General features: G+C 71.9%; 26 protein-coding genes and 1 tRNA gene. 15 read left to right on the forward strand and 12 right to left on the reverse strand.

All coding sequences use genetic code 11. The annotated features are described in order from the left end of the window. Positions 1-92 precede the first annotated feature (92 nt). Positions 93-704 carry a TetR/AcrR family transcriptional regulator gene (locus tag Asi02nite_RS08500; RefSeq protein WP_203711632.1) on the reverse strand — a complete coding sequence of 204 codons (612 nt, stop codon included), beginning with the start codon at positions 702-704 and terminating at the stop codon, positions 93-95. Between the two features lie 59 nt (positions 705-763). On the opposite strand from Asi02nite_RS08500, the gene Asi02nite_RS08505 reads away from it, so the two are divergent. Both Asi02nite_RS08505 and Asi02nite_RS08510 read left to right on the forward strand, forming a co-directional pair. Then, a complete protein-coding gene (locus tag Asi02nite_RS08505; protein WP_203711767.1) occupies positions 764-1,171 on the forward strand; it encodes a RidA family protein in 408 nt (135 codons plus the stop codon). Between the two features lie 29 nt (positions 1,172-1,200). Beyond that, a complete protein-coding gene (locus Asi02nite_RS08510; protein WP_239126573.1) occupies positions 1,201-1,770 on the forward strand; it encodes a sugar O-acetyltransferase in 570 nt (189 codons plus the stop codon). Here the strand turns inward: Asi02nite_RS08510 and Asi02nite_RS08515 are convergent. The 7 genes from Asi02nite_RS08515 to Asi02nite_RS08545 all read right to left on the reverse strand — a co-directional run bounded on the left by Asi02nite_RS08515 (position 1,754) and on the right by Asi02nite_RS08545 (position 6,101). After that, positions 1,754-2,962, reverse strand: coding sequence for an MFS transporter (locus Asi02nite_RS08515; protein ID WP_203711633.1), 1,209 nt, complete (start codon positions 2,960-2,962; stop codon positions 1,754-1,756). The two genes, Asi02nite_RS08510 and Asi02nite_RS08515, sit on opposite strands and share 17 nt — an antisense overlap. Further along, on the reverse strand, positions 2,959-3,540 hold the full coding sequence (locus tag Asi02nite_RS08520) for a TetR/AcrR family transcriptional regulator (RefSeq protein WP_203711634.1): 582 nt from the start codon (positions 3,538-3,540) through the stop codon (positions 2,959-2,961). Before Asi02nite_RS08520 ends, Asi02nite_RS08515 begins: the two co-directional genes overlap by 4 nt. 75 nt (positions 3,541-3,615) lie before the next feature. Next, on the reverse strand, positions 3,616-4,149 hold the full coding sequence (locus tag Asi02nite_RS08525) for a DUF488 domain-containing protein (RefSeq protein ID WP_203711635.1): 534 nt from the start codon (positions 4,147-4,149) through the stop codon (positions 3,616-3,618). Positions 4,150-4,311: 162 nt separating this feature from the next. Next, positions 4,312-4,431: transfer RNA gene (locus tag Asi02nite_RS08530), tRNA-Gly, on the reverse strand. An 86-nt stretch (positions 4,432-4,517) separates the two neighbouring features. Next, on the reverse strand, positions 4,518-5,249 hold the full coding sequence (locus Asi02nite_RS08535; RefSeq protein WP_203711636.1) for a DUF7873 family protein: 732 nt from the start codon (positions 5,247-5,249) through the stop codon (positions 4,518-4,520). 76 nt (positions 5,250-5,325) lie between these two features. Beyond that, on the reverse strand, positions 5,326-5,757 hold the full coding sequence (locus Asi02nite_RS08540) for a hypothetical protein (protein WP_203711637.1): 432 nt from the start codon (positions 5,755-5,757) through the stop codon (positions 5,326-5,328). Between the two features lie 2 nt (positions 5,758-5,759). Continuing rightward, positions 5,760-6,101 carry a PadR family transcriptional regulator gene (locus Asi02nite_RS08545; RefSeq protein ID WP_203711638.1) on the reverse strand — a complete coding sequence of 114 codons (342 nt, stop codon included), beginning with the start codon at positions 6,099-6,101 and terminating at the stop codon, positions 5,760-5,762. Between the two features lie 194 nt (positions 6,102-6,295). On the opposite strand from Asi02nite_RS08545, the gene Asi02nite_RS08550 reads away from it, so the two are divergent. The 3 genes from Asi02nite_RS08550 to Asi02nite_RS08560 all read left to right on the forward strand — a co-directional run bounded on the left by Asi02nite_RS08550 (position 6,296) and on the right by Asi02nite_RS08560 (position 9,441). Beyond that, positions 6,296-7,738: a DEAD/DEAH box helicase gene (locus Asi02nite_RS08550; RefSeq protein WP_203711639.1), complete on the forward strand. Its 1,443-nt coding sequence runs from the start codon at positions 6,296-6,298 to the stop codon at positions 7,736-7,738. 74 nt (positions 7,739-7,812) lie between these two features. Further along, a complete protein-coding gene (locus Asi02nite_RS08555; RefSeq protein WP_203711640.1) occupies positions 7,813-8,772 on the forward strand; it encodes a DUF4034 domain-containing protein in 960 nt (319 codons plus the stop codon). A gap of 171 nt (positions 8,773-8,943) precedes the next feature. After that, positions 8,944-9,441, forward strand: a complete 498-nt coding sequence (locus tag Asi02nite_RS08560; protein WP_203711641.1) for a YcxB family protein — start codon at positions 8,944-8,946, stop codon at positions 9,439-9,441. Here the strand turns inward: Asi02nite_RS08560 and Asi02nite_RS08565 are convergent, their stop codons facing one another. Next, positions 9,442-10,017 (reverse strand): hypothetical protein, encoded by a 576-nt coding sequence (locus tag Asi02nite_RS08565; protein ID WP_203711642.1) that lies wholly within the window; start codon positions 10,015-10,017, stop codon positions 9,442-9,444. It abuts the gene before it with no gap. Between the two features lie 101 nt (positions 10,018-10,118). Between Asi02nite_RS08565 and Asi02nite_RS08570 the strand changes: the two genes are divergently transcribed. Both Asi02nite_RS08570 and Asi02nite_RS08575 read left to right on the forward strand, forming a co-directional pair. After that, positions 10,119-10,583: a DIP1984 family protein gene (locus Asi02nite_RS08570; RefSeq protein WP_203711643.1), complete on the forward strand. Its 465-nt coding sequence runs from the start codon at positions 10,119-10,121 to the stop codon at positions 10,581-10,583. A 317-nt stretch (positions 10,584-10,900) separates the two neighbouring features. Beyond that, positions 10,901-11,365, forward strand: coding sequence for a peptidoglycan-binding domain-containing protein (locus tag Asi02nite_RS08575; protein ID WP_203711644.1), 465 nt, complete (start codon positions 10,901-10,903; stop codon positions 11,363-11,365). A gap of 24 nt (positions 11,366-11,389) precedes the next feature. On the opposite strand, the gene Asi02nite_RS08580 is transcribed toward Asi02nite_RS08575, so the two are convergent. Both Asi02nite_RS08580 and ileS read right to left on the reverse strand, forming a co-directional pair. Beyond that, positions 11,390-12,076, reverse strand: a complete 687-nt coding sequence (locus Asi02nite_RS08580) for a lysophospholipid acyltransferase family protein (RefSeq protein ID WP_203711645.1) — start codon at positions 12,074-12,076, stop codon at positions 11,390-11,392. A 77-nt stretch (positions 12,077-12,153) separates the two neighbouring features. Further along, complete coding sequence (ileS, locus tag Asi02nite_RS08585) at positions 12,154-15,270, reverse strand: isoleucine--tRNA ligase (RefSeq protein ID WP_203711646.1); 3,117 nt, start codon at positions 15,268-15,270, stop codon at positions 12,154-12,156. Positions 15,271-15,530: 260 nt separating this feature from the next. Here ileS and Asi02nite_RS08590 point away from each other — a divergent pair, with 260 nt between their 5' ends. Genes Asi02nite_RS08590 through Asi02nite_RS08625 form a run of 8 tightly spaced genes read left to right on the forward strand, consistent with a single transcriptional unit; the run spans position 15,531 to position 23,442 of the window. Continuing rightward, positions 15,531-16,520, forward strand: coding sequence for a helix-turn-helix domain-containing protein (locus tag Asi02nite_RS08590; protein ID WP_203711647.1), 990 nt, complete (start codon positions 15,531-15,533; stop codon positions 16,518-16,520). A gap of 46 nt (positions 16,521-16,566) precedes the next feature. Next, positions 16,567-17,565 (forward strand): ABC transporter ATP-binding protein, encoded by a 999-nt coding sequence (locus tag Asi02nite_RS08595; protein ID WP_203711648.1) that lies wholly within the window; start codon positions 16,567-16,569, stop codon positions 17,563-17,565. Continuing rightward, a complete protein-coding gene (locus Asi02nite_RS08600) occupies positions 17,562-18,335 on the forward strand; it encodes an ABC transporter permease (protein ID WP_239126574.1) in 774 nt (257 codons plus the stop codon). Before Asi02nite_RS08595 ends, Asi02nite_RS08600 begins: the two co-directional genes overlap by 4 nt. 15 nt (positions 18,336-18,350) lie before the next feature. Beyond that, entirely contained in the window at positions 18,351-19,127 is a 777-nt protein-coding gene (locus Asi02nite_RS08605) for an ABC transporter permease (protein WP_203711649.1), read from the forward strand. Between the two features lie 60 nt (positions 19,128-19,187). Then, positions 19,188-19,787, forward strand: coding sequence for a SigE family RNA polymerase sigma factor (locus tag Asi02nite_RS08610; protein WP_203711650.1), 600 nt, complete (start codon positions 19,188-19,190; stop codon positions 19,785-19,787). Further along, positions 19,784-20,902, forward strand: a complete 1,119-nt coding sequence (locus tag Asi02nite_RS08615) for a hypothetical protein (protein ID WP_203711651.1) — start codon at positions 19,784-19,786, stop codon at positions 20,900-20,902. Before Asi02nite_RS08610 ends, Asi02nite_RS08615 begins: the two co-directional genes overlap by 4 nt. 54 nt (positions 20,903-20,956) lie before the next feature. Further along, the gene (locus Asi02nite_RS08620; protein ID WP_203711652.1) at positions 20,957-21,712 is read left to right on the forward strand and encodes an ABC transporter ATP-binding protein; all 756 of its coding nucleotides are present in this window, start codon (positions 20,957-20,959) and stop codon (positions 21,710-21,712) included. Next, positions 21,697-23,442 (forward strand): hypothetical protein, encoded by a 1,746-nt coding sequence (locus tag Asi02nite_RS08625; protein ID WP_203711653.1) that lies wholly within the window; start codon positions 21,697-21,699, stop codon positions 23,440-23,442. Before Asi02nite_RS08620 ends, Asi02nite_RS08625 begins: the two co-directional genes overlap by 16 nt. A 57-nt stretch (positions 23,443-23,499) precedes the next feature. On the opposite strand, the gene Asi02nite_RS08630 is transcribed toward Asi02nite_RS08625, so the two are convergent. Continuing rightward, positions 23,500-24,735 carry a PQQ-dependent sugar dehydrogenase gene (locus Asi02nite_RS08630; RefSeq protein WP_203711654.1) on the reverse strand — a complete coding sequence of 412 codons (1,236 nt, stop codon included), beginning with the start codon at positions 24,733-24,735 and terminating at the stop codon, positions 23,500-23,502. Positions 24,736-24,769 lie beyond the last annotated feature (34 nt).

Here is a 24,769-nt window from a genome sequence, read left to right on the forward strand (position 1 = left end):
CTAGGTTCTGTTTCGTATCTGGGGTCGAGGCGAGGCGGAGTCCAGGTGTCGGCTGGGCCCGCCGCAGCCCGGCTCCAGATACGAAACAGAACCTACGAGAGGGTCTTCCAGCCGCGGGCGACCGAGCGGCGGCAGGTCGCGGGGTCGTCGCCGGCCTTGACGAACAGCGCGGTGAGCAACGAAGCGCCGTGGGCGAGGGCCTCGCGCGGGAGCGGGCCCGTGGCCACGAGCGAGGCGAGTCCGTGTCCGACGATCCAGGTCTGGGTCGCCAGGTCCGCGGGGTCGACGCCCGCGTCGAAACGGCCCGCCGCCCGTGCCCGGTCGACGGCCCGGACCAGGCCGAGCAGTGACTCGTCGGCGGCCGCCGCGTCCTCGAGGTCGACCGTCGCGTCGAACATGACCCGGTAGAGGTCCGGGTTGTCGAGGGCGTTGCGCACGTAGGCGGCGCCCAGGGCCGCCAGGTCGCGGACCGGGTCAGCGGACGTGGTCACCCGGGCGAGCCCGGCCGCGAGGCGGGTGAAGCCCTCCTGCCGCAGGGCCTGCCAGACGCCCTCCATGCCCCCGAAATAGGTGTAGACCGCCATCGTCGACACGCCCGTCCCGGCGACCAGCGAGCGGAGGGTGATCGGCTCCCGGGTGCGGAGCATCTGCCCGGCCCGCTCGATCAGCGCGGTGCGGACCGCGGGATCTTTCGTCCTCGCCATGGCATCATCCTACATAGCATTGCTATGCTATGGAAAAGCCCATCGACGAGGAGGACGCCATGACCGTCACGTTGCTGAACCCCGAGGGACTGCCCAAGCCCGACGTCTACCGCCAGATGGCGGTCGCGACCGGCTCGCGGCTCGTGTTCCTCGCGGGCCAGGTCGCCCGCGACGCCGACGGCGGCAAGGTCGGCGAGGGCGACTTCGCGGCACAGGTCGAGCAGTGCTACCTCAACATCGGCACCGCGCTGGCCGAGGTCGGCGGCTCGTTCGACGACGTCGCCAAACTGACGATCTACGTCGTCGACTGGTCGCCCGAGAAGCTGCCGCTGCTGGGCGAGGGCGTCGGTCGCGCGGCCGCGAAGCTCGGGGTCGACCCGGTCAAGCCCATCACCCTGCTCGGCGTCGCCGCCCTGGGCGAGCCGGACCTCCTGGTCGAGGTCGAAGCCACCGCGGTCCTGGCGTGAAAGGAGCCGCGCCCGCGTACCTTCCAGGCATGAGCCCCACCGAGAAGAGCATGCGTGACCGGATGCTGGCCGGCGAGCCCTACATCGCCGACGATCCCGAGCTGGCCCGCGAGTCGGTGCGCGCGCAGCGGCTCACGCACGAGATCAACTCGATGGACCCGGGCGCGCACGAGCGGCTGCGGGCGTTGTTCACCGAGTTGCTCGGCGGGTTCGGCGACGGCAGCGAGATCCGTCCGCCGTTCCGCTGCGACTACGGCTACCAGACGTTCGTCGGGGCCCGGACGTTCGCCAACTGGGGCCTGATCTCGCTCGACGTCGCGACCGTGACGATCGGCGACGACGTGCAGATCGGTCCGAACGTGCAGCTCCTCACCGCGACGCATCCGCTCGAGCCGCAGCCGCGCCGCGACAAGTGGGAGGCCGCGCAGCCCATCGTCATCGGCGACAACGTGTGGCTCGGCGGCGGCGTCATCGTCTGCCCGGGCGTGACCATCGGCGCCAACACGGTCGTCGGCGCCGGCTCGGTGGTGACCCGCGACCTGCCGGCCGACGTCGTCGCGGTCGGTTCGCCGGCCCGGGTGGTCAAGCGGCTGGCGTGAGCGTCTCCTCGGCCCGCGTGGGCTCGGCCGGGGTCAGCGGGCGGACGGTGGTGGCGATCAGCGCGGCGATGCCGAGCAGCACCGCGACGCTGGCCAGCGCCCGCAGCACCGAGATCCGGTCGCCGAGGAAGCCGATGGCGGGCGGGCCGGCGAGGAACGCGCAGTAGCCGATCGACGCGATGACGCTGACGCGGGCGGCGGCCCGGCGGGGGTCGTCGCCGCCGGCGCTCATGCCGACCGGGAACCCGAGGGCGACGCCGAGGCCCCAGAGCAGGGTGCCGGCGAACGCGTAGTACGGCGTCGGCCCGAAGACGAACAGCGCGACCCCGGCCACGCCGATCACCGCGAGGACGCGGACCACCGGAACCCGGCCGTAGCGGTCGAGGAGCCCGGGCCCGAACCACCGGCCGACCGTCATCGCGGTGAGGAACGCGGCGAACGCGAGGGTGCCGAGCGCGGCCGGGACGTGATGGCCGTCGATCGCGGCGACGCTGATCCAGTCGTTGCCGACGCCCTCGGCGAACGCGAACGCCAGCACGAACAAGCCGATCAGCAGCGTACGCGGCTCGCGCCAGGCGGTCAGCGGGCTGGACTTGGCCACCTGCTCCGCCGGCTCGCTCTCGTCGTGGTCCGGGACGAACCGCCGGGCGTACGCGGGAACGACGGCGACGACGAGCAGCGCGACGACGGCCAGGTGCGCGGCGACGGGCACGTCGAGGGCGACGAGCGCGGCACCGAGCAGCGCGCCGGCGACCGTACCCAGGCTGAATCCCGCATGGAACCGCGCCATGATCGAGCGGCCGAGGCGGCGCTCGACGACGGTGCCCTGCACGTTCATGGCGACGTCCCAGGCGCCGTTGCCGAAGCCGAGCAGGAACAGGCCGACGACCACGGGCGCGACGCCGACGAGCGATCCGAACGCGACGGTCAGGACGCCGACGGCGAGCACGACGGCCATCGCCATGACGGTGCGGGCGGAGCCGATCCGGGTGACCACGGGGCCCGAGAGCGGCAGCGCGACCAGGGACCCGGCGGCGATCGCGAGCAGGACCAGGCCGAGCGCGGCGGGGTCGAGGTCCAGGCTGTCGCGTACCTGCGGGATCCGGGAGGCCCAGCTCGCGAACGCGAACCCGGAGCCGATGAACGCGGCGTAGGTCGCCGCGGTCGCGTTCTTGACGGTCGTCTCGCTCATGCGGGCCTTTCGGGGGGTGGCGCGACGGCGCGGGCGACGGCGCCGCGGATGATCTCGCGGGGGAACGGCGTGGTGGAGAGCATGCGGTGCATGAGCAGGCCTTCGATGAGCGCGTCGAGGCCGCGGGCGGTGTCGGGGTCGACGAACCGCTCGAGCACGGTGCGGCTGGTCCGCATCCACTCCTCGGTGACGCTGCGCAGGGCGGGGTCGCGCAGGGCGGCGAGGTAGAGCTCATAGCTGACGGCCCATTCCCCGGCCGCGGCGCCGGCGTTGCCGTGCACCATGTCGGTGACGGCCTCGACCAGCCCGTCGCGGTCGCGGACACCGTCGAAATGCGCGGCGTACGCACGCGAAAGCCGCTCGGCGAGCCTGGTGAAGGCCTGGGCGAGCAGCTGGTCGAGCCCGGCGAAGTGATAGGTCAGCGAGCCAAGGGGCACATCGGCCGCGGCGGCGATCAGCCGGTGCGTGGTGCCGGCGACGCCGTGCTCGGCGATGACCTCGATCGCGGCGTCGAGAATGCGCTGACGCCGCTCAGGATCGAAGCGCCGCGCCCGGCGCGTGCCGCCCTCGGTCCGCATATGTACGAACGTACGTATCGAATGTACGCCTGTACATATAGTTTCTTGATGACGCCGCTCACACCGGCCGTTCGATCAGTCGGGCACCACGTCGTACACGAGAAGCCCGTCGGCGGTCAGCCGCGCACCCGCGGCGACGACGTGGTCGGTCGTCCGTCCATCGTGTTGGATGTGCGCCACGTCGGATCCGCGGGCCAGGACCGCGAAGTCCGCGATCAGGCGGCGGTGGCAGCGCCACCACAGCGACTCCGCGCACATCACCGCCGTGGTCGTCGTGGTCGCCGCGGCGAGCAACCCGTCGACCGCGTCCAGGAACTCGGGCGTACGCGTGTGGGCCGCGTAACCCCGGAACGCCGCGACCTGCCACCACACGTCCGGTGAGTCGGGCGGCACCGGTCGGCGGCCGCCGAGGCGTTCCTCCCACCGGTAGTCGACGCCGGCCGCCGGCAGCCAGTCGGTCAGTGCCTCGCGCCGGAACTGCGGATGCGCCCGGCTGCCCGGGAAGCGGCGCACATCGACCACGCGGGCCACACCGGCGTTATCCAGCAACCCGGTCAGGTCACGTTCGCTCAGCGTTCCGTGCCCCACCGTCAGCAGTCGCGCGCCCACCTCGATGCCGTACCCAGTTTTGGCGCTGAGATTTGGCGAGGCCCAGGGATATGTCCAATCCCTGGGCCTCCGTGTGCCACCGAATTGCGCGCACCAACACGTTTAAGGGTGTGGATCATCCGTTACGACGTCGGGTTTTGCCATTAAACTACCGCCGCGCGGTGGAGCGGCGGGCTGGACTTGAACCAGCATCCGACGATCATCGTCCACATCCGGTCGACTTGGTGCTCGGTGGCGAATGCTGAAGCTGGAGCGAGAGTCTGAGCTTCACCGCGGCTCCGCTGCACCACGTCCGTGAGACTGAGCTTCACCTTCAGCCTTGCGCCCTTCGGCGCACCCCTGCGCTCCCACAGGGGCATCCAGGACGGCTACCCGAACAGGTAACCGAAGACGGCCGCGCCCACCCGCTGGTCGACGGCCTCGGCATTGTTGGCCTCCTCGCGCGCGAACTTCACCGCCGCCTGCAGGGCCACGACCCGGTCCAGGATCTCGTTGACCCGCTTGGCCGGCAGGGCACCGGAGAACTTCACGGTGGTCCAGTATCCGACCGCGACATCCTCGTAGTAGACCTCGACCTGCGCGGGGTGCTTGTCGGTGGCTTCCGCCTTGACGTGGTTGCGCGGCACCTTCTTGGTGCGGATCGTGCGGACGGGTTCCGTGCGCCAACTGTCGGTCGAGTCGTCCCGCACCCACGACTCGGCCGCGTCGAGCACCGGTAGCTTCTTGACGAACGTGTGCAGGTCGACCAACTGCTTCTCGAGGAACAGCAGGTACGTGACCGGCACGGCGGCGGCGACGGTGCGCCCGTCGACCACGATGTCGGCGCGGGCGGTGCAGTTGGCCCAGTCCTTGGTGGCGGTCACGTCGAACAGGCGCGTGAGCGTGTGCGAGACCTGCCGCAGGATCTCCTCGGCCTGGATCTGCACGCGGGTCGACTCGGGCGGCAACTGCTCGCCCTCTTCGTCCTTGGGCTGGTAGGTCCGCGAGATGCCGGCCAGCGGACCGGTCTTCTGCACGGCGTGGTGCGCGTCGGTGAGGTCCGCGAACGACTTACTCTTGACACTCTTCTCGACGGCGATGATCTGGTTGAGGCGCGCCACCACTGGTCTCCTTCCGGGCAGCCGTACGCTAGCACCGCTCGTATTCCGCGGCGGCCCAGTTTCGCCCCCTGTGGCCTTACCGGGAAACGGGTTCGCGCCTCCCGCGCCTCTGGAAGATCGCCGCGACGACGGCGGTCACCACCGAGAGCGCGACGAGCAGCAATGCCGGCGCGACGACGCCGGTGATGTCCTCCCCGGTGCCGCGAGCCAGCACCATGACGGTGACGATGCCGGCCACGGTAAGGCCACCGACGGCCAGCGCCAAGTATTTGACCAGCCTGAAGACGTCGGCCGCGTTCCTGACCATGGTCCACCTCGCAAGGTCCGTGGCACGTTCCCGGACGACGCCCGCGAACGTCTCGACGAAGATCCAGATGACGAAGGCGTGCCCGACGCGCTCCCGCCGCAGGTCCGCGAAGGTCTGCTCCATGCTGTCGGCGAACCGTTCACGGTACGACCGTGGGTAGAGCCGCAGCAGCCTCCGGTAACAGCGTCGCTGCCCGTCCACGATCAGGCACCCTCGGGGAGCAGGGACCGCTCGTGGGCGACCGCGACCACCTGGCGGTAGCGCCGCAACTCCGTGGCCAGCGCCTGCTGGCCGCGCGCGGTGATGCCGTAGTAGACGCGGCGCTCGTCGTCCAGGTGCGGGTCGATCTTCCTGTCGCTCTCGCGGATCAGGCCCGCCTCGGTCATCCGGCGGATCGAGCCGTAGAGCGTCCCCGGCCCCATCCGGACCTTTCCCTGCGAGTCGGACTCGACCTGCTTCATGATCCCGTAGCCGTGCCGCTCCTGGGCCGAGAGCGCGAGCAGGATGTGCAGCACCGCCGGGGTGAGCGCCTTGGTGCCGGCCATGGACCGAAACTATGTCCGCGACGGATATATGTCAACGCTGTCAAGCCGCGCTTGTGCACGAGAGATCAGGTAGATTGCGTACGACGCCCCGACAGCTTCAGGCGCTACAGGGGCCCTTGACCCGCGTCGGTCAGCGGCGCGCAGGCTTTCGACCCGCGCCCGGCCGTACGCCCCCTTGACGTTCGGAGATCTTCATGGCGGTCCGCCGCCCGCACACTTCCGCCCCCACCTTCGCGGAGCTGGGGCTCGCATCCGCGCTCATCGCGCCGCTGGCCCAGGCCGGCGTCGTCGCACCCTTTCCGATCCAGGTCGCCACGCTGCCCGACGCGCTCGCCGGCCGCGACGTGCTCGGCCGTGGCCGCACCGGCTCCGGCAAGACCTACGCGTTCGTCCTCCCGCTGCTGCACCGGCTGGCCGCGGCTCCCCGGCGGCGCAACCCCGGTCGGCCCCGCGCGCTGATCCTGGCGCCGACCCGCGAGCTCGTCACCCAGATCGAGGCGAGCATCACGCCGCTGGCCAACGCGTGCTCCCTGCGCGTGATGACCGTTTTCGGCGGCGTCGGCGCCGGCCCGCAGATCGCCGCCCTGCGCAAGGGCGTCGACATCGTGGTCGCCTGCCCGGGCCGGCTCGACGACCACGTCCGCAGCGGTCACGCCCGGTTGGACGAGGTCGAGATCACCGTGCTGGACGAGGCCGACCACATGGCCGACCTCGGCTTCCTCCCGGTGGTCAAGCGGTTCCTCGACCAGACGCCGCGGTCCGGGCAGCGCCTGCTGTTCTCGGCGACGCTGGACGCGGCGGTCGACGCGCTTGTCCGCCGCTACCTGACCGACCCGGTGACGCACAGCGTCGACTCGCGCCTGTCGCCGGTCGCCAAGATGACCCACCACGTGCTGCACGTGCGGTCCGAGGACCGGCTCGCGGTGCTCACGGACCTGACCGCCGCGCCGGGCCGCACCTTGGTCTTCACGCGTACGAAGCGCGGGGCGAAGACCCTGACCCGCCGGCTCGTCGCGGGCGGCGTACCGGCGGTCGAGCTGCACGGCGACCTCGGCCAAGGCGCGCGGACCCGCAACCTGGCGGCGTTCGCGGAGGGCAGCGCGCGGACGCTGGTCGCCACCGACATCGCGGCGCGCGGCATCCACGTCGACGACGTCACGCTGGTCATCCACGCCGACCCGCCGGTGGAGCACAAGGCCTACCTGCACCGCTCGGGCCGCACCGCCCGCGCCGGCGCCGCGGGCACGGTGGTGACGCTGATGAGCGACAGCCAGGTCAACGACGTCCGCAACCTCACCCGCGAGGCCGGCATCAAGCCGACCACGACGCGGCTGCGGCCGGGGGACCCGCTGCTGTCCGCGCTGGCACCGGGGGAGCGGACCTTCGTGGCGCCGCCCGCCGAGCCCGAGGCGCGGGCCGAGGCCCGGTCCGTGCCGCGCCAGCGCCGGGCACCGGCCCGGCACTCGACCCCGCGCGCGTCCGGCGGCCGGACGTCCGGCAACCGAGGATCGGCCGCCGCGGCCCCCGCGACCGGCGGCCGGACGTCCGGCAATCGAGCGTCGGCCGCCGCGGCCCCCGCGACCGGCGGCTCGAGCGCGGCGAGCTTCTCCAGCCGCAGCCGGGTCGGTCGCCGCTGACGGGCCGGACGGCACTTGATCTTGGGGTGTCCGTAGGACAGGATGGGTCGCCGGATACGTGGAAGGTGATCCATATGTGGCCGTTCAGGAAGCGCCAGCGGTCGGACGCGCTCGTCGTCGATCCCGCGCAGGGTGACCCCCGGGCGCGGGCGCTCGTCGACGCGCTCAGCCGCCGGGACTGGCGGGCGACCCGGGATGTCCTGGTCGCCGCTCCCGATCCGGACACCCGGGCCTACCTGCTGGAGATCGCGGGCGACGTCGGCGGCGTGCAGGACTGGATCGGCGAGTGGGCCGCCGCCGAGCCCGACTCGACGCTGCGCCGGCTGGTCCAGGGCTCCCACGCCGTGTCCTGGGCCTGGGAGGCCCGGGGCGCCAAGCGGGCCGAGCACACGAAGGACGAGCAGTTCCGCGAGTTCTCCCGCCGGCTCCTGGCCGCCGAGAACCTGCTGGACGAGGTCGTCGACCGGGACCCCGACGAGGTGGCCGCCTGGGCCTGGCTGGTGATGTCGTCGCGCGGGCGTCAGGTGGCCGCCGACGAGGCCCGGGCCCGGTTCGACGAGGTCGTGAAGCGGCATCCCACCCACGTGGTCGCGCACGAGCATCGGCTGCAGTACCTGTGCGCCAAGTGGTTCGGCAGCCACGAGGAGATGTTCGCCTTCGCCCGGGAGGCCACCGCGGCCGCACCGGACGCCAGCCTGCTGCCGGAACTCGTGGTCATCGCGCACATCGAGAAGTGGCTGTCGCTGCCGCGCGGCGAGGACGAGCGTTACATCCAGTCGGCGGAGGTACGGGCCGAGATCCTGGCCGCGGCGCGCAAGTCGGTCCTCCACCCGGCGTTCGCGCCCGGCTTCGGCTGGGTTCCCCGCGCGAACGCGATCGCGATGGGCCTGAACATGGCCGGCGAGCACGCGGCCGCGGCCCAGGTCTTCGACCTGCTCGGCGACCAGGTCGGCGGCTGGACGTGGAACTACCTCGGCGACCCGGCGAAGACCTTCACCACGGCACGGAACGAGTCGTACGCCCATCGCGGTTGATTTGCCTCAGGCACCGTCGCGCGCTGAACCTGTCACCGGCCGGCTGACGTGCGCGACGCACCTGACCGACTGGTTGCCCACCGCCCAGTCGGCGGTTCTGGCGCGGCGTCGCCGCGGGATCGTTCGATGGCGCGAACCCTCCTTCGGGCCTCCGCGCACTATCGTTTTCACGTGCACATCCGTTTCGACGTACCGGCCGATCCCGCCTATCCGGGTCGCGTGGCCGCCGTGCTCAGCAGTGTCGGGCTGCGCAGATATGGCTATGCCGGCGTGGTGCTGGCGCTGCTCGGGGTGATCGGTCTCGCCCTGTCGCAGGGCTTCGGGTGGGCCGACCAGGTCGCGCCGCTCTACATCGCGTTGCTGGTGGGTGGCGTGTTGGCGATGGTGTACGCGCCACTGGTGCGGTGGCGCGCCCGCCGCCGCTCGGGTCGCTACGCGGTCGAGGGCGGCTACGACATCACGGACGACAACATCATGATGCGCAGCGGTACGGAGTCCGGCGGCATCGCCTGGGAAGGCGTCTCCCAGGTGGTGGAAACACCGGATTTCTGGATCGTGTACGTAGGCCGCATGGCCGCGACGGTGATCCCGAGAACCTTGATGACGGACGCCGACGACCAGACGCTGCGCACCTTCCTCACCGACCGCGCCCTCCTCCAGCCGCGCTGACTACCGCGCCGGCGGGCCCGCGGATCGCCGCGGCCAGCTGTGCCAGCAGGACACGCAGCCGTCGGCCGTGCAGTGCATCCAGCCGTCGCAGACCGCGTCGGGCGCCCAGACCTGGTGCGCACTGATCGGATGCGGGCACTGATCGCAGGTCGCCGGCGGCGACCAGGTGGTCGACGCGCTGACCACCTTGGCCTTCAGCCGGGCGACGGCGTAGGCGGCCGACGCGTAGCCGAGCGGGCAGAGGACGACCGCGAGGGGCGGCAGGAACAGGGCGGGCCACGCCCGCAGGATGATCGCGATCAGCGCGACGCTCAGGATCAGGCCGAGCAGGGCCACGGCCCAGGCCGGGCGGACTCCTGCCAGGTGCAGCAGGGGCCAGCCCAGCGCGAGGCCCAGCCCGAGACCGAAGAACACCGGCGGCGCGAGGCATTCCAGGCCGCCGGTGGGGCAGATCCAGTCGAGCACCGGGCTCGCGGCCAGCGCGACCCCGGCACCCCACGCGACGAGCGGCAGGACGATGCCCACCGCACCTGCCGCCACCGCTGCCCGCAACGCGGGGCGCGCTGTCTCGACCATCACCTGATTCCACAGCATCGCGCGCGCCGCGCATGAGTACGGACGCTCACCGCCAGGATATTGGCAGGCGGGCGTGATCGTCGGTGGCCATACTGGCAGCCATGAAACTCGCTGAGGCTCTCGCGTTGCGGGCGGAGGCGGCCCGCCGCGTCGAGCAGTTGCGGTCCCGCGCCACCGCGAGCGCCCGCTACCAGGAAGGTGAGACGCCGGCCGAGGACGCCGCCGCGCTGCTGGTCGAGGCCGGCCAGGTGCTCGGCGAGCTGGAGTCGCTGATCCGGCGCATCAACCGCACCAACGCGGCCACCCGGGTCGGGGACGGGACGCTCACGGACGCCCTGGCCCGCCGCGACGTGCTGCGCCTGCGGCATGGCGTGATCACCGCCGCGGCCGACGCCGCGGCCGGGGAGGGCCAGCGTGGCTACCGCCAGTTGCGGTCCGAGCTGAAGATGGTGCCGGCGCTGCCGGTCGCGGAGCTCCGCGGCCAGGCCGACGACGTCGCGCGGCAGCTCCGCGAGGTCGACACGCTCGTCCAGCGGACCAACTGGGAGGTCGACCTGCTGGACTGAGCGACGCGGCGTGGAGCAGGTAGTCGTCATGGAGGCGCGCACGAACCCGAGGGTCGGCGGGCATTCCGGCTCCCTCCTGGCGCGCCGGGGGCAGGCGCAGGGGTTCGACTCCCCGCGATACACCGCATGCCCAGCACACCGCACAGGTGACGGCGCACAGGGCACAGCACACCACCATGTGTGGATCCATGACGACGAGGGCGGGTACGGGGAACTCCACGCTGCGCGATCAGGGAGTGTCCGGTCGACGACGCGCGGGCACCCGTTGCCCGACACGTCGGTTCCGGGGCCGAGGCCGCCTGCCTACGCTCGCAGGCATGCGAATCCTTCGATTTATCACGGCAGCCGCGCTGGGTCTCGGCCTCGCGGTGACGGTGCTGGGCCCCGCCGGGCCGGCGCAGGCCGCCTACCCGGCCTGCAACGATCACACGGTCGAGGTCTGGGGCATCTACGAGCGGCCGGGCGGCACGGCCGGCTACAAGGTCAACATCCCGAGCGCCGGCGGCAACATCGACTGCACCCTGCGGTCCGGTGCCCACAACTGGAGCGTCGTCATGCTGCAGATCGCGCTGAACGACTGTTTCAACGCCGGCCTCGACGTCGACGGCCAGTACGGCCCGCGCACGCGCGACGTGGTGACCTGGTTCCAGGCCGTCAAGGGACTCACGGTCGATGGTGTCTACGGCCCGCAGACGCGCACCCTGATGCTGTGGGGCTTCCGCTTCCCGGGCACGCCGGTGGACGAGCGACCGTTCGCCTGCCGCTACCACTGGAACCCGTAGCCAGGGTGACCCCGGGGCCGGCGGCTACTCCGCCTGGGGTCCGCTCACCCGGAGCATCGGCGCGTACTTCGGGACGTACTCCTGGCCCGTCATCTCCTGGATCGCCGACATGACCTCGTCAGTGATCTGGCGTAGCGACGAACTGTCGCTCTCGCGGCCCGCCACCTCGATCGGCTTGCCGAACTTGACCGTGGCCGTGCCGCGCTTGAAGCGCGGCACCCGGTGGCCGATGGGCTGCAGGTCGTCGGTGCCGATGAAGCCGACCGGGATGATCGGCACGCCGGCCGCCAGCGCCAGCCGGGCCACGCCGGTGCGGCCGCGGTAGAGGCGGCCGTCGGGCGAGCGGGTGCCCTCCGGGTAGATCGCGACCAGGTCGCCCGACTTCAGGACCGGGATCGCGCCGTCGAAGGCGCTCAGGGCCGCGCGGCCGCCGGCGCGTTCGACGCGGATCGCGCCGATGCCCGTCATCACCGAGCGGCTGAACCAGCCCTTGAGGCCCGTACCGGCGAAGTATTCCGCTTTCGCCCAGAATGCGATGTGGCGCGGGATCACGGAGCCCAGGATCAACTCGTCGGCCACCGACAGGTGGTTGCCGGCGACGATCGCGCCGCCCGTCGGCGGCACGTTCTCGAGCCCTTCGACCTTCGGCGCCCAGCCACGCCGCATGGCGGTGCCCACGGTGTAGTAGCCGATCGTGTAGAGCAGGGGCACGGGTCCTCCGGGTCTCGCGGCGTGGGCGGTGTCACCGTAACCGACACCGCCCGCCGCCGCGAGTGGCAGAAAAGACCCTAACTACGCGTGACTGTCACTCGTACGGTCTCCCCGTCGCCGACCTCACCGGCGAAGCCCTCGGCGCCCGACCCGAACGTGATCGCGTCGGCGAGCACCTCCCGGGCCACGAACTCGCGGTGGGCCTCGACCGCGTCCCGCACCCCGGCGGACCCGTTGAGATCCACCTGGATCCGGTCGGAGACGTCCAGGTCAGCGTCGCGCCGGGCCTGCTGGACCACCCGCACCACGTCGCGGGCGACGCCCTCGGCCGCCAACTCGGGGGTGACCGCGCTGTCCAGCACGACCACACCCTCGCCACCCGGCAGCGTGGCCGAGTTGTCCGGGTCGGCGGCGACCAGCTTCAGGTCGTACTCACCCTCCTGGAGAGTGACCCCGGCGGCGACCGGCTGGCCGTCGACGAGCGACCACTCCCCGGCCTTGACCGCCTTGATCACCTGCTGCACCGCGCCACCGACCCGCGGGCCGAGCGCCCGCGGCACGACCGTGAGCACCCGCTCGCAGTGCGCCGCCACGTCGTCGGTGAACGCCACCGACTTGACGTTGACCTCGTCGGTCACCAGGTCGGCGAAGGGCCGCAGCAGGGCCGCGTCCGGCGTGGCCACCGTCAGCGACGGCAGCGGCAGCCGCACCCGCAGCCCCTTGGCCTTGCGGACCGACAGCGCCGACGACACGAGATCCCGCACGGCGTCCATCGCCGCGACGAGGTCGTGGTCCTCCGGGAACTCCGTGAAAGCCGGCCAGTCGGTCAGGTGCACCGACCGCTCGCCCGTCAGCCCGCGCCAGACCTCCTCCGCGGTCAGCGGCGCCAGCGGCGCCATCACCCGCGTCAGCGTCTCCAGCACCGTGTAGAGGGTGTCGAACGCGTCCCGGTCGCCCGCCCAGAACCGGTCCCGCGACCGCCGTACGTACCAGTTGGTCAGCGCGTCCAGGAACGTCCGGACCGTCAGGCACGCACCCGAGATGTCGTACGCGTCCATCTGCCGGGTGACCGTCTCGACCAGTTCCCGGGTCTTCGCGAGCGCGTACCGGTCGAGCAGGTGCGTCGAGTCGACCCGCCGCACCGCCGAGTAGCCGTCGGCGTTGGCGTAGAGCGAGAAGAAGTACCAGACGTTCCACAGTGGAAGCAGCACCTGCCGCACCGAGTCGCGGATCGCCGGCTCGGTGACGGGCATGTCGCCGCCGCGCATAACAGGTGACGACATCAGCATCCAGCGCATCGCGTCGGAGCCGTAGGTGTCGAACACCTCGTACACGTCGGGGTAGTTCTGCAGGCTCTTGCTCATCTTGCGCCCGTCGGAGCCCTGCAGGATGCCGTGGCTCACGCAGGTGCGGAACGCCGGCCGGTCGAACAGCGCGGTGGCCAGCACGTGCATGGTGTAGAACCAGCCGCGGGTCTGTCCGATGTATTCGACGATGAAGTCACCGGGGTAGTGGTGCTCGAACCAGTCCGCGTTCTCGAACGGGTAGTGCACCTGGGCGAACGGCATCGACCCGGACTCGAACCAGCAGTCGAGCACCTCGGGGACGCGTCGCATCGTCGACCGGCCGGTCGGGTCGTCGGGGTTGGGCCGCGTAAGGTCGTCGACGTGCGGCCGGTGCAGGTCGGTGACCCGCACCCCGAAGTCCCGCTCGAGGTCGGCGAGCGAGCCGTAGACGTCGACCCGCGGATAGGCGGGGTCGTCGGACTTCCACACCGGGATCGGCGAGCCCCAGAACCGGTTGCGGCTGATCGACCAGTCGCGGGCGTTGGCCAGCCACTTGCCGAACGAGCCGTCCTTGACGTGCGCCGGCGTCCAGTCGATCTGCTGGTTGAGCTCGACCATCCGGTCCTTGAACTTCGTGACCTGGACGAACCACGACGACACGGCCTTGTAGACGAGCGGGGTGTCGCACCGCCAGCAGTGCGGGTACGAGTGCGTGTAGGTCTCCTGCCGCACCACCACGCCGCGCTCCTTGAGGTCGCGCGTCACCGGCTTGTTGGCCTCGAAGACCTGCATTCCCTGGTACGGCGGAACGAGTGCCGTGAACCGGGTGTGGTCGTCGACCGTCACGACCGTCGGGATGCCGGCCGCGTTGCAGGCGTTCTGGTCCTCCTCACCGAACGCCGGCGCCATGTGCACGGCCCCGGTGCCGTCCTCGGTGGTGACGAACTCGCCACCGAGGATCTGGAAGGCGTTCGGACCGGCCTGGTCGACCAGGAAGTCGAACAGCGGCGTGTAGCGCTTGCCCACGAGGTCGGCGCCGCGCCGGGTGCCGGTGCGGGTGAACCCCTCCAACTCGCGCGCGTAGTAGTCGGTGCGGGCCGCCCCGACGAGGTAGACCTGGCCGGCCTCGTCGGTGAACTCGGCGTACTCGATGTCGGGCCCGACCGCCACCGCCAGGTTGGACGGGAGCGTCCACGGCGTGGTGGTCCAGACCGCGAGCTTCTCGCCACTGTCCAGGGTGAACCAGACGGTCAGCGACGGGTCGTGCCGGTCGCGGTAGACGTCGTCCATCCGCGTCTCGGTGTTGGACAGCGGCGTCTCGCAGCGCCAGCAGTAGGCGAGCACCTTGAAGCCCTCGTACACCAGGCCCTTGTCGTGCAGGCTCTTGAACGCCCACATGACACTCTCCATGTAGGACAGGTCGAGTGTCTTGTAGTCGTTGGCGAAGTCGACCCAGCGCGCCTGGCGGGTGACGTAGCGTTCCCAGTCCTGCGTGTACTGCAGGACCGACGTGCGGCAGACCTCGTTGAACCGCTCCACGCCCAGGTCGACGATCTCGGCCTTGGTGGTGATGCCGAGCTGCTTCTCGGCGACGACCTCGGCGGGCAGGCCGTGGGTGTCCCAGCCGAACCGCCGCTCGACCCTGCGCCCCTTCATGGTCTGGTAGCGCGGCACCACGTCCTTCACATAGCCGGTGAAGAGGTGCCCGTAGTGGGGGAGGCCGTTGGCGAAGGGCGGGCCGTCGTAGAAGACGAACTCGTTGTCGCCGTTCTCACCGGCGTCACGCAGCTCGACGGAGGCCTCGAAGGTCTTGTCGGCCGTCCAGTGCTCCAGCACACGCCGCTCGACCGCGGGCAGGTCGGGGCTCGCCGGGACGCCCGGCCTGCTCTCGTGCTTGGGATAGGCCATCGGTGGTCAATCTCCTCGAACAGCTCACACACGTCGTGGACTGCGAGGACGACCCAAAGGCCGCGGTACCACCCCGCTTGGTGGTCACACCGCGACCACCCGCTCGTTGGCCGGCTGTAACGGGCCGAACCCGTCCGGTTCTACTGAGATCCGAAGATCCGTTCTTCCGGAGGCTCACCGGTGATGGCCGGGTCGTCGCCAGGTGCACATAAGGCTACCTGACCACCAACAACGACCGCGCGCGACTTATTCTGCGTCGTATGATCCGGATCGAGCTCGATGCCCCGACCCTCGAGCGCACCCGGATCGCGACCAGCCCCCTCTGGGAGACCGTGGTCGGGCTCTATCTGCTCGCGCGCGACGAGGTGCCCTGGCCTTACACCGCCTGGGCCGCCCGCGCCCGGGAGGTCCTCCGGGACCTGCCCGATCTCGGGGCCTACCTGCGGATCCTGCCGCGCTCGCCCGACTTCCTGACCCCGATCCCGCCCTCGGCGGCGCCCACGATCGAGGAGGAGCTGCACGCGCTGTGCGCGACCCCGGCGAGCCTGGTCGAGGAGCAGGTCGCCGCCTACTACGGCGCCGACCCGCCCGACTGGATCCGGCCGTTCCGGGATGACCCGGAACGTGCCTTCTCGCGGGTCGCGGACGCTCTGGCCGCCTACTGGTCCGGCGCGATGGCGCCGCACTGGCCGGCGATGCGGGCCGCCCTCGACGAGGAGGTGCTGCACCGGGCCCGGGCCCTGGCCGCCGAGGGGCCCGACGCGCTGCTCGCCGACCTGCACCAGCGGGTGATCTGGGAGCGCCCGACGTTGACCCTGGTCAAACAGGTCGAGGAGTCGTTCGCGGCGGTCGACCAGCGGTTGCTGCTGATCCCGTTGATCTTCTCGCGCGGCACGCTGATGTGCTCGACCGACCATCCGGAGGTCATCGCCGTCTCCTACCAGGCGCGCGGGGCGGCGGTGCTGGCCGAGGGGCGGCCGCGGCCCCGTCCCGATCGGCTGGGGATCCTGCTGGGACGCGGGCGGGCCGCCGTACTCGACGCGCTCTCCCGGCCCGCGACCACCGCGGGCCTGGCGGCGACCCTGGGCCTCGCACCCAGCACGGTCTCGGAGCATCTGGCCGCGCTCACCGCGGCCGGGGTGGTCAACCGGCGCCGGGCCGGCCGGCGGGTGCTCTACTCCCTGGAGCCGGCGGGCACGGCCCTGCTCAACCTGCTCGCCGACGACTCGGCGCGCCAGCATTCGGCGTAAGCCGAATTCGTTTCGTTGGGCGGCCGGCGGACCTAGCGTCCCCGGCATGGCTCTCGCGATCGAGGCGCGTGCTCTGCGCCGGACCTACCGCACCCGCACCGGGTGGCTCAACCCGCGCCGGGTGGAGATCGACGCCGTCCGGGGTGTCGACCTCGACGTCCGGCGGGGCGAGCTGTTCGGCCTGCTCGGCCCGAACGGCGCGGGCAAGACCACCACCATCAAGCTGCTCAACACCCTGCTCATCCCGACCGCCGGCAGCGCGCGGGTGTGCGGCTTCGACGTGGTGACGCAGACCCGGGAGGTACGCAGGCGGATCGGGTACGTGTTCGGCGGCGACCGCGGCCTCTACGACCGGCTCTCGGCGCTGGACAACCTGCGCTACTTCGCCGAGCTGTACGGCGTGCCGGCGGCCGCGCAGAAGCGGCGGATCGGCGAACTGCTGGAACTGGTCGGGCTCACGGGGCGGGAGCGCGACCGGGTCGAGGGCTACTCGCGCGGCATGCGGCAGCGGCTGCACATCGCCCGTGGGCTGCTGCACGAGCCCGAGGTGCTCTTCCTCGACGAGCCGTCGATCGGTGTCGACCCGGTCGCGGCCCGGGAGTTGCGCAGCACGGTCGCCGGCCTGGCCGCGACGGGGACGACCGTGCTGCTCACCACCCACTACATGGCCGAGGCCGAGGAGCTGTGCGACCGGATCGCGGTGATCGCCGGTGGCGAGATCCAGGCGCTGGGCACCGCCGACGAGCTCAAGCACTACGCGCAGGGCCGCCGGGTGCTGGAGGTGGAGGCCTTCGGCGTCACTGACGCGCAGGTGCAAGGCATAGCCGCGCTGCCGGGGGTACGGGCGGCCGGCGTCGAGGTGATCGGCGCCGGCCAGGTGCTCACCGTCGCGTCCGAGGCGGCCGTCGACGTGCAGTCGGACGTGCTCCGCGCGCTCGACGGGGTGCGGCTCGGCCGGGTCACCGCCCGCCAGCCCACCCTGGAGGACGCGTACGTCGCGATCGTCAACGGCGTCGACCGGCCCTCCGTGGCGGTGGCCGCGTGAGGCTCGTCCGGCTGGTCGCCCGCGGCACGCTGCTGCACGTCAAGCAGATGAGCCGGTCCCAGTTCGAGATCGCCACCGCGCTGTTCGTGCCGCTGGTCCAGGCGACGCTCGCCGTCTACCTGTTCCGGGCCGGCAGCGAGCCGCACAGGATGCTGGAGGCGGCCGTCGGCGCGGGGATGATGGCGGTCTGGACCTCCGTCCTCTTCGGATCCGGCGGGGCCATCCAGATGCAGCGCTGGCAGGGCACGCTGGAGATGCTGATGCTCTCGCCCCGGCCGCCGGCGCTGCTGATCTTCCCGATCACCCTGGCGACCGCCGTCACCGGCACGTACGCGATGGTCGCGACCCTGCTCTGGGGTGGTCTCGTCTACCGCATCCCACTGGACATCGCGCACCCCCTGGCGTTCGTGGTCTCCGTGCCCGCGGCCATCCTCGGCCTGGGCATGTTCGGCCTGCTGCTCGCGTCGACGTTCGTGCTGGTGCCCAACGCCAACGCGGTCAACAACGCCCTTGAGTACCCGGTCTGGCTGGTCTCCGGGATGCTCGTGCCGATCACCGTGCTGCCGGGCTGGACCGGCCCGATCGGCGCGGCGCTGCCGACCACCTGGGCCGCCCGCGCGGTCCGCGAGTCGGTCACCGGCGCCGGCCCGGTCTGGCCGTCGCTGGGGATCTGCCTCGCGATCAGCGCGGCGTGCCTGGTCGCCGGCGCCGCTGTCATGTCCTACGTGGAGCGTCGCGCCCGCGCGAACGCCACGCTCGCCCTCGCCTGATTGGTTTCTCGCGTCATGCGCCTGCTCGTCGTCGGGGGCGTCATCGCCTACCGCGCCCTGTTCAACTGGGCCAGGCCGTCGATGTTCGTCGGCACCCTGCTGATCGGCCCGCTGTTCCAACTCTTGTTCTTCGCCTATCTCGGTCGGCAGCTCGGCGTCGCCGACGACACCTTCTACATCGTCGGCAACGCGGTGCTCTCCGCGACGCTCGCGTGCGTGTTCGGCGGCACGATAGCGGTCTCCAACGAGCGCCGCTGGGGCACGCTGGGCCATGTGCTGCTCTCGCCGCGGCCGCGCACGCTCATCTTCCTGGGCCGGGCCATCCCGTACGCCGGGAACGGCCTGTTGATCGCGGTCTTCACGCTGACGGCCGGCTCGCTGCTGCTCGGCCTGCGGATCCCGGCGTCGGCCCTGCCGGGGCTGGTGCTGACGCTCGCGGTGGGTTCGCTGTCCTGCGCCTGTTTCGGCCTGACGCTGGGCGCGCTCGGGCTGCGGTTCCGCGACGTGTGGCTCATCTCCAACGTGTCACTGGCGCTGATGATGCTGCTCACCGGCGTCAACGTGCCGGCCGCGCACCTGCCGGAGTGGATGCGCGTGGTCGGCGGCGGGTTGCCGATCACCCACGCCGCGGAAGCCGCCCGCCGCCTCGTCGCCGGCGACAGCCTCGCCGCGGCCGGGCCCGCGCTGGTCAGGGAGGTAACGGTGGGTGTCGCCTACGCGGTGGTGGCGGCCGTACTCCTGAAGATCTTCGAAGCGGAGTCCCGCCGCCGCGCCTCACTGGACACCCTCTAGTAGGCGGATTTCGATCGGGGCGCGCGGAACGCGTTCGGGCGATTCTGCGTCTTGGAGGGCATGCGGACATCGTCGGTAGCCCGGGGCAGGTCGACCGCCCAGCGCCCGGAGGGGACCGACCCGCCGTCGCCCGGTCCGTCGGTCGGGCGACCCTCGGTCGAGGCCGAGTTCACCTCGTTCGTGACGGCCAACTACGGCCGGTTGCTGCACGTCGCCGATCTGATCATCGGTGACGCCGGGCGGGCCGAGGAGTTGCTGCAGACCGTCCTCACCCGCACGTACCTGCGCTGGTCCAAGGTCAGGCAGGACAACCCCCTGGGGTACGTGCGAGCGGGGCTCGTCAACGCCCGTACCGACTGGCTGCGGCGTGGTCTCGGGCGGGAGCAACCGACGGCGACGCTGCCCGGCACCGCCCTCGCCGCCGATCACGCCGAGGAGGTGGTCGGGCGCGACGCCGTGCAGCGGGCGCTCGCGGTGTTGACCGCCCGCGAACGGGCGGTGATCGTCCTGCGCTTCTACGAGGACCTGAGCGAGGCGGAGATCGCGCGCACCCTGGACATCGCCGCCGGCACGGTCAAGAGCGCCTGCGCGCGGGCCCTGGTCAAACTGCGCGTCGCACCGGATCTCGCGGACCAGTCATACGGAGGGGAACGGCCGTGAACACCATCGAGGATCTGCGGGCCGCGCTCGACTACGCCGCCGCGCCGGCGAGGCCGGACACGGCGGCCATCATCGCCCGCGGGCGCCGCCGGCGGTTTCGGCGCCGGGCGGCGGTGGGCGGCGGGATCGTCGCGGTCGTCACGGCGGTCGTGGCCGTCAACCCGTGGACGGTCGACACCGCGGACGTGCCCCCGCTGCACGGTTCCGCGCCGACAGGAGTGCTGGTCGCGGCGTTGACGGCGCAGCCGTACGAGGCGCCCGAGCGCTTCGACCCCCTGACGCGCACGCTGCACATCGGGTGGGTCCCGGACGGCCTGACCGACGAGCAGGCCGTGATCGAACCGACCGCGCAGACCTTCGGCGGTTTCGACGAGGAGTGGGAGGACGGCGGGAAGGACTTCGGCCTGGTCGTGAAGGTGCTCGCGAAGGGCCAGCCGGTCTCGGCTCTGGCCGGCGGCGCGCTGGGCATGCCGACGGACCCGGTGGAACGGCCGACCGACGCCGTCAACGGCCGGCCCGCGGTCTGCCTGAGCGACCCGGCGGTGTCGGGCTCGTGCGGCGCGCTCCGCTGGGAGTACGCGCCCGAGGCGTGGGCCCGGGTCTCGTACGCCGGGAGCCGCGGCCACACCCCCGCGGCGGCCGCGGCCGTCGTCCGCAGGGTGGCGGAGTCGGTGCGGCTGACGGCCGCCGAGCCTGTCCGGCTGCCGTTCACGCTCACCGGCCCGACCGCGGACCTCCACGCGGCCAGCACGCTGGTCCGGATCACGAAGCCCGGCCGGCCGGGCCGCGACGGCGAGCGGTGGAGCGCCCAGATCATCCTCGTCGACGACCCGGCGGAGGCGGACGGGAGCTACGGAGAGGCGCGCCAACTGGTGATCGGCGTCCGCAGGACCACGGACCCGTCGGGCCGCACCTCGCGCGACGCCGCTCCGAACACCATGGTGGACGACCACGAGGCCCGGCACTCCGGCGCGGCACTGGTGGTGTGGAACGTGTCGGGCACCCGGGTGTTCACCGAGTACCAGAACTGGAACGCCGACCCGACCTCGGCGTACGCGGACCTGCGCGTGCTCGCCGACCCCGCCGATCCGGCCGGGTGGCGCACGGTTCGCTGACCGCCGGGCGGCACGGGACCTCGTTCACGATCATGTTCTGGTACACCTGCGGGCATGACAGCAGCGCTCGAGATCGATGGGCTGACCAAACGGTTCGGCGACACGCTCGCCGTCGACGCGATCGATCTGGTCGTGCCGCAGGGGTCCTTCTACGGCCTCGTCGGACAGAACGGTGCCGGCAAGACGACCACCCTGTCGATGGCGGTCGGGCTGCTGCGGCCCGACGACGGTCACGCACGGATCTTCGGTGCCGACGTGTGGTCGGCGCCCGACGACGCGAAGGCGCTGGTGGGCGTGCTGCCCGACGGGCTGGCGATGCCGGAGCGGCTGACCGGCCGTGAGGTGCTCACCTATCTCGGCCTGCTGCGCGGGCTGCCGCGCGACGTGGTGACGGCGCGGGCCGACGAGTTGCTGGCGGTGCTCGAACTGGACAGTGCCCCGCGGACCCTGGTGATCGAGTACTCGACGGGCATGCGCAAGAAGATCGGGTTGGCAACGGCGTTGCTGCACGCGCCGCGGCTGCTGGTGCTCGACGAGCCGTTCGAGGCCGTCGACCCCGTGTCCGCGGCCACCATCAAGACGATCCTGCGCGGCTTCGTCGTCGGTGGTGGCTCGATCGTGCTGTCCAGCCACGTGATGGCGCTGGTGGAGCAACTCTGCGACCACGTTGCGGTGATCGACGGCGGGCGGGTGGCGGCGGCGGGCCCGCTCGACGAGGTGCGCGGTGGGCGTTCGCTCGAGGACACGTTCGTCGCCCTGGTCGGCGACGAGGACGGCGGGGTCAAGGAGCTGTCGTGGCTGTCGCGCTGACGATGGCCGCGATGAAGGTCGCGGCGTTGCGGCACGCGCTGCGCGGGCAACGCGCGCAGACCGCCGTCACGGGGGCGGTGCTCGGTGCCGTGCTCGCGGGCGGCACGCTCTACCTGGCGTTCGGCGACCTCGACCTGCTGGCGGCGGCGTACGCGGTGTGGTTGCTCGGTTGGCTGTTGGGTCCCGTCTTCATGGGCGGCGGCGACGAGACGCTGCGGCCGGAATACTTCGCCCTGCTCGGGCTGCCGGCGCGCACGATGGCCTTCGGCCTGCTGGTGGCCGCGTTCGTGGGGCTGGCGCCGCTGATCAGCCTGGTGGCGCTGGTGGGGCTGGTGATCGCCGGTGTGCGGCTCGGTGTCGGCAACGCGTTGGTGGCCGTGCCGGCGCTCGTCCTGCAACTCGCGGTGTTCGTGCTGCTGTCCAAAGTGGGCGTCGCGCTGGTGGGCCTGGCCCTGCGGTCCCGGCTCGGCGCGATCGCCACAGGGGTGGTCAACGGGGCGATCCTGGCCGGGCTCGGGCAGATCTGGGTGGTGTTCTGGGCGCTGGGGCAGACCGGCATCCCGTCGGTGGTGTGGTATCTGCCGTCGGGCTGGGGGCTGCTCGCCGTCCGTGGCACGTGGTGGGCGTTGCCGGCGCTGGCCGGGCTGGTGCTGGTGCTGCTGGCCGCGTGGGCCGGGTTGCTGTCGTGGCGGGTCGGTGCTACACGGGTGTCCTTCGCCGGCCGGCGCCGGCCCATCACCGCCGCCTCGTCTTCGGGAGCGGTCGTGGCCAAGGAGCTGCGGGCCTGGTCGCGGGACCTGGTGCGGAACTACCAGGTGACGTTCGCGTTGGCGTACGGCGTCTGCTTCGCGGCGAGCCCGCTGCTGCTCTCGTGGGACGGCATGCTGCCGTACGCGGGCCCGATCTTCCTCGTGATGGCGGCGGCGATGTCGGCCAACGTCTACGGCACGGACGGCACGGCCCTGTGGCTGAACCTGCTGACACCGGGCGGGTCCGACGTACGCGGCCGGCAGTGGGCCTGGCTGGTGGTGCACGCGCCGCCGGCCGTGGTGGTGACGCTGGTCTGCACGGCGGTCGCGGGCGGCCCGTGGCCGATGGTCCTGTCGCTGCTGCCCGCGTTGCTCGGCGGGGCGGTGGGCCTGGTCCCGCTGATCTCCGTGTACGGCCTGGTGCCGGGCACCGACCCGCACCGGCGGGCGAACAACCCGCTGCGCACCAGCGAGGACGACGGGGGCCTGACGGGTCAGGCCTACGCGGCGCTGGCGCTGGTCGCGGCGACGGCCGTGCCGGCGGCGTTGGCGGCGCACTGGTTCGGCTGGGCCGGTCCGGTGATCGGTGTGCTGACGGGTCTGTCGTGTTACCGGGGCTTCGGCGCGCTGGCGGCGCGGCGGTTGCGGACGCACGGCGTGGAGCTGCTGCAGGAGATGCGCACGGGCCGCAGAGCCGCGGGTTCACGCTCGGTGCGGACGCGCTTCGCGGCCCTGCCGGCGGGCCGTCAGGCGGTGGCCTGGGTCTGCTTCGGCCTGGGCGCCATCCCGCTGATCCCCCAGGGCGTCCTGGCGGCGGTGTTCGTGTCGCGGAACATGCTGCGGCACAGCTGGTTCGTGGCCACGTACATGTCGCCCGGGCTGCGCTACCCGGTGGCGATCGCCTTCATGGTGCTGGGCGCGACCATGTACGCGGTCGGCACGTGGCTGGTGCGCCCGACCTCCGCGAAGGTCGCGGGATAGGTGTCGAGCGCGTGCCCGGTCACCGTTGTCGCCAACGGTGACCGGACCGCGGCCGGGTCAGCGGTGCGCCGACGCGCCGCCCGGGGTCGGCTGGACCCGTTCGATGCGGACGCGGTTGAGCCAGCCCGGCAGGTCGCTGAGCGTGTACAGCTCGCCCTGCACGTCCGTGGCGATCGCGGTCGGCTGGGTGGGGAAGTAGCCGATCGTCGCGGACTCGTAGCCGCCCGCCGGCCGGGGGCGCACCGCGAACACCCGGGTCGAGCAGTAGTCGGCCGCGATGTAGGTGCCCCATGCCTCGGGGGTACGGGAGCCGCGGTACACCACGCCGCCGGTCACGGAGCAGTTGTCGTTGTAATGGTCGTACTCGAAGACCGGGTCGGTGTATCTTCCGCCCGCCCGGCACTGCTGCGGGTCGAACACCGGGGTGCCCTCACGGCAGGACCAGCCGAGGTTCGCCCCGCCCTGCCACGGGCGGATGTGGTTGATCTCCTCGACCAGGCCCTGGCCGACGTCGCCGATCCAGAGCGAGCCGTCGAGCGGGTCGACGGAGAACCGCCACGGGTTGCGCAGCCCGTAGAGCCAGATCTCCGGTCGTGCGCCGGGCGTGCGGACGAACGGGTTGTCGGAGGGTACGCAGTAGGGCTTCGCGCCGCAGGTGCGGTTGACGTTGATCCGCACGATCTTGCCCAGCAGCGTGCCGAGGTCCTGCCCGGCCTTGAACGGGTCGTTCGCGTGGCCGCCGTCGCCGAGGGACCAGTAGAGGTAGCCGTCGCGACCGAACGCCACCTGACCGCCGTTGTGGTTGCCGTACTCGGCGTGCGCCTGGGTGAGCAGCACCTGCAACCGCCCGGGAGCGCCGAGGGGCACCCGCGCCAGGGTCAACGTGCCGGCCGGCAGGCTGGTGTAGGCGACGTAGAGCATCCCGGTCCGCGCGAAGGTGGGCGCGGGCGTGATGCCGAGCAGGCCGCGCTCGTTGTCGGACGTGTCGACGCGCGCGGACAGGTCCAGCACCGGCTCGGCCGCGAGGCCGGTGTCGGGATGGTAGGCGCGCACGGTGCCGTGCTTCTCCGCGATCAGCATCCGGCCGTCGGGCAGCGAGGTGATCGCGATCGGCCGCTGCAGACCGAAAGCGACCTGCTCGGATACGACGGTCAGCTGCGTCAGTGGCACGGCGCGGGTGTGGGCCGCGCCGGCCGCGGTCGGGCCGGCCACGGACGCGGAGGGCAGCAGGAGCGCGGACAGGGCCAGAACGAAGGCCAACAGCGTGGCCAGGCGGTAACGCCGTCGCGACATCTTTCAGCTCCTCGATGCGGAGGTGGGGGAACGG

The sequence above is a fragment of the Asanoa siamensis genome, assembly GCF_016862555.1.
In the GTDB taxonomy this organism is placed as follows: domain Bacteria; phylum Actinomycetota; class Actinomycetes; order Mycobacteriales; family Micromonosporaceae; genus Asanoa; species Asanoa siamensis.

Coding starts and splice junctions, on each gene's coding strand:
- Asi02nite_RS08500 (WP_203711632.1), bottom strand. CDS start 704: ATGGCGAGGACGAAAGATCCCGCGGTCCGCACCGCGCTGATCGAGCGG.
- Asi02nite_RS08505 (WP_203711767.1), top strand. CDS start 764: ATGACCGTCACGTTGCTGAACCCCGAGGGACTGCCCAAGCCCGACGTC.
- Asi02nite_RS08510 (WP_239126573.1), top strand. CDS start 1,201: ATGAGCCCCACCGAGAAGAGCATGCGTGACCGGATGCTGGCCGGCGAG.
- Asi02nite_RS08515 (WP_203711633.1), bottom strand. CDS start 2,962: ATGAGCGAGACGACCGTCAAGAACGCGACCGCGGCGACCTACGCCGCG.
- Asi02nite_RS08520 (WP_203711634.1), bottom strand. CDS start 3,540: ATGCGGACCGAGGGCGGCACGCGCCGGGCGCGGCGCTTCGATCCTGAG.
- Asi02nite_RS08545 (WP_203711638.1), bottom strand. CDS start 6,101: ATGGCCGGCACCAAGGCGCTCACCCCGGCGGTGCTGCACATCCTGCTC.
- Asi02nite_RS08550 (WP_203711639.1), top strand. CDS start 6,296: ATGGCGGTCCGCCGCCCGCACACTTCCGCCCCCACCTTCGCGGAGCTG.
- Asi02nite_RS08555 (WP_203711640.1), top strand. CDS start 7,813: ATGTGGCCGTTCAGGAAGCGCCAGCGGTCGGACGCGCTCGTCGTCGAT.
- Asi02nite_RS08565 (WP_203711642.1), bottom strand. CDS start 10,017: ATGGTCGAGACAGCGCGCCCCGCGTTGCGGGCAGCGGTGGCGGCAGGT.
- Asi02nite_RS08570 (WP_203711643.1), top strand. CDS start 10,119: ATGAAACTCGCTGAGGCTCTCGCGTTGCGGGCGGAGGCGGCCCGCCGC.
- Asi02nite_RS08575 (WP_203711644.1), top strand. CDS start 10,901: ATGCGAATCCTTCGATTTATCACGGCAGCCGCGCTGGGTCTCGGCCTC.
- ileS (WP_203711646.1), bottom strand. CDS start 15,270: ATGGCCTATCCCAAGCACGAGAGCAGGCCGGGCGTCCCGGCGAGCCCC.
- Asi02nite_RS08590 (WP_203711647.1), top strand. CDS start 15,531: ATGATCCGGATCGAGCTCGATGCCCCGACCCTCGAGCGCACCCGGATC.
- Asi02nite_RS08595 (WP_203711648.1), top strand. CDS start 16,567: ATGGCTCTCGCGATCGAGGCGCGTGCTCTGCGCCGGACCTACCGCACC.
- Asi02nite_RS08605 (WP_203711649.1), top strand. CDS start 18,351: ATGCGCCTGCTCGTCGTCGGGGGCGTCATCGCCTACCGCGCCCTGTTC.
- Asi02nite_RS08610 (WP_203711650.1), top strand. CDS start 19,188: ATGCGGACATCGTCGGTAGCCCGGGGCAGGTCGACCGCCCAGCGCCCG.
- Asi02nite_RS08620 (WP_203711652.1), top strand. CDS start 20,957: ATGACAGCAGCGCTCGAGATCGATGGGCTGACCAAACGGTTCGGCGAC.
- Asi02nite_RS08630 (WP_203711654.1), bottom strand. CDS start 24,735: ATGTCGCGACGGCGTTACCGCCTGGCCACGCTGTTGGCCTTCGTTCTG.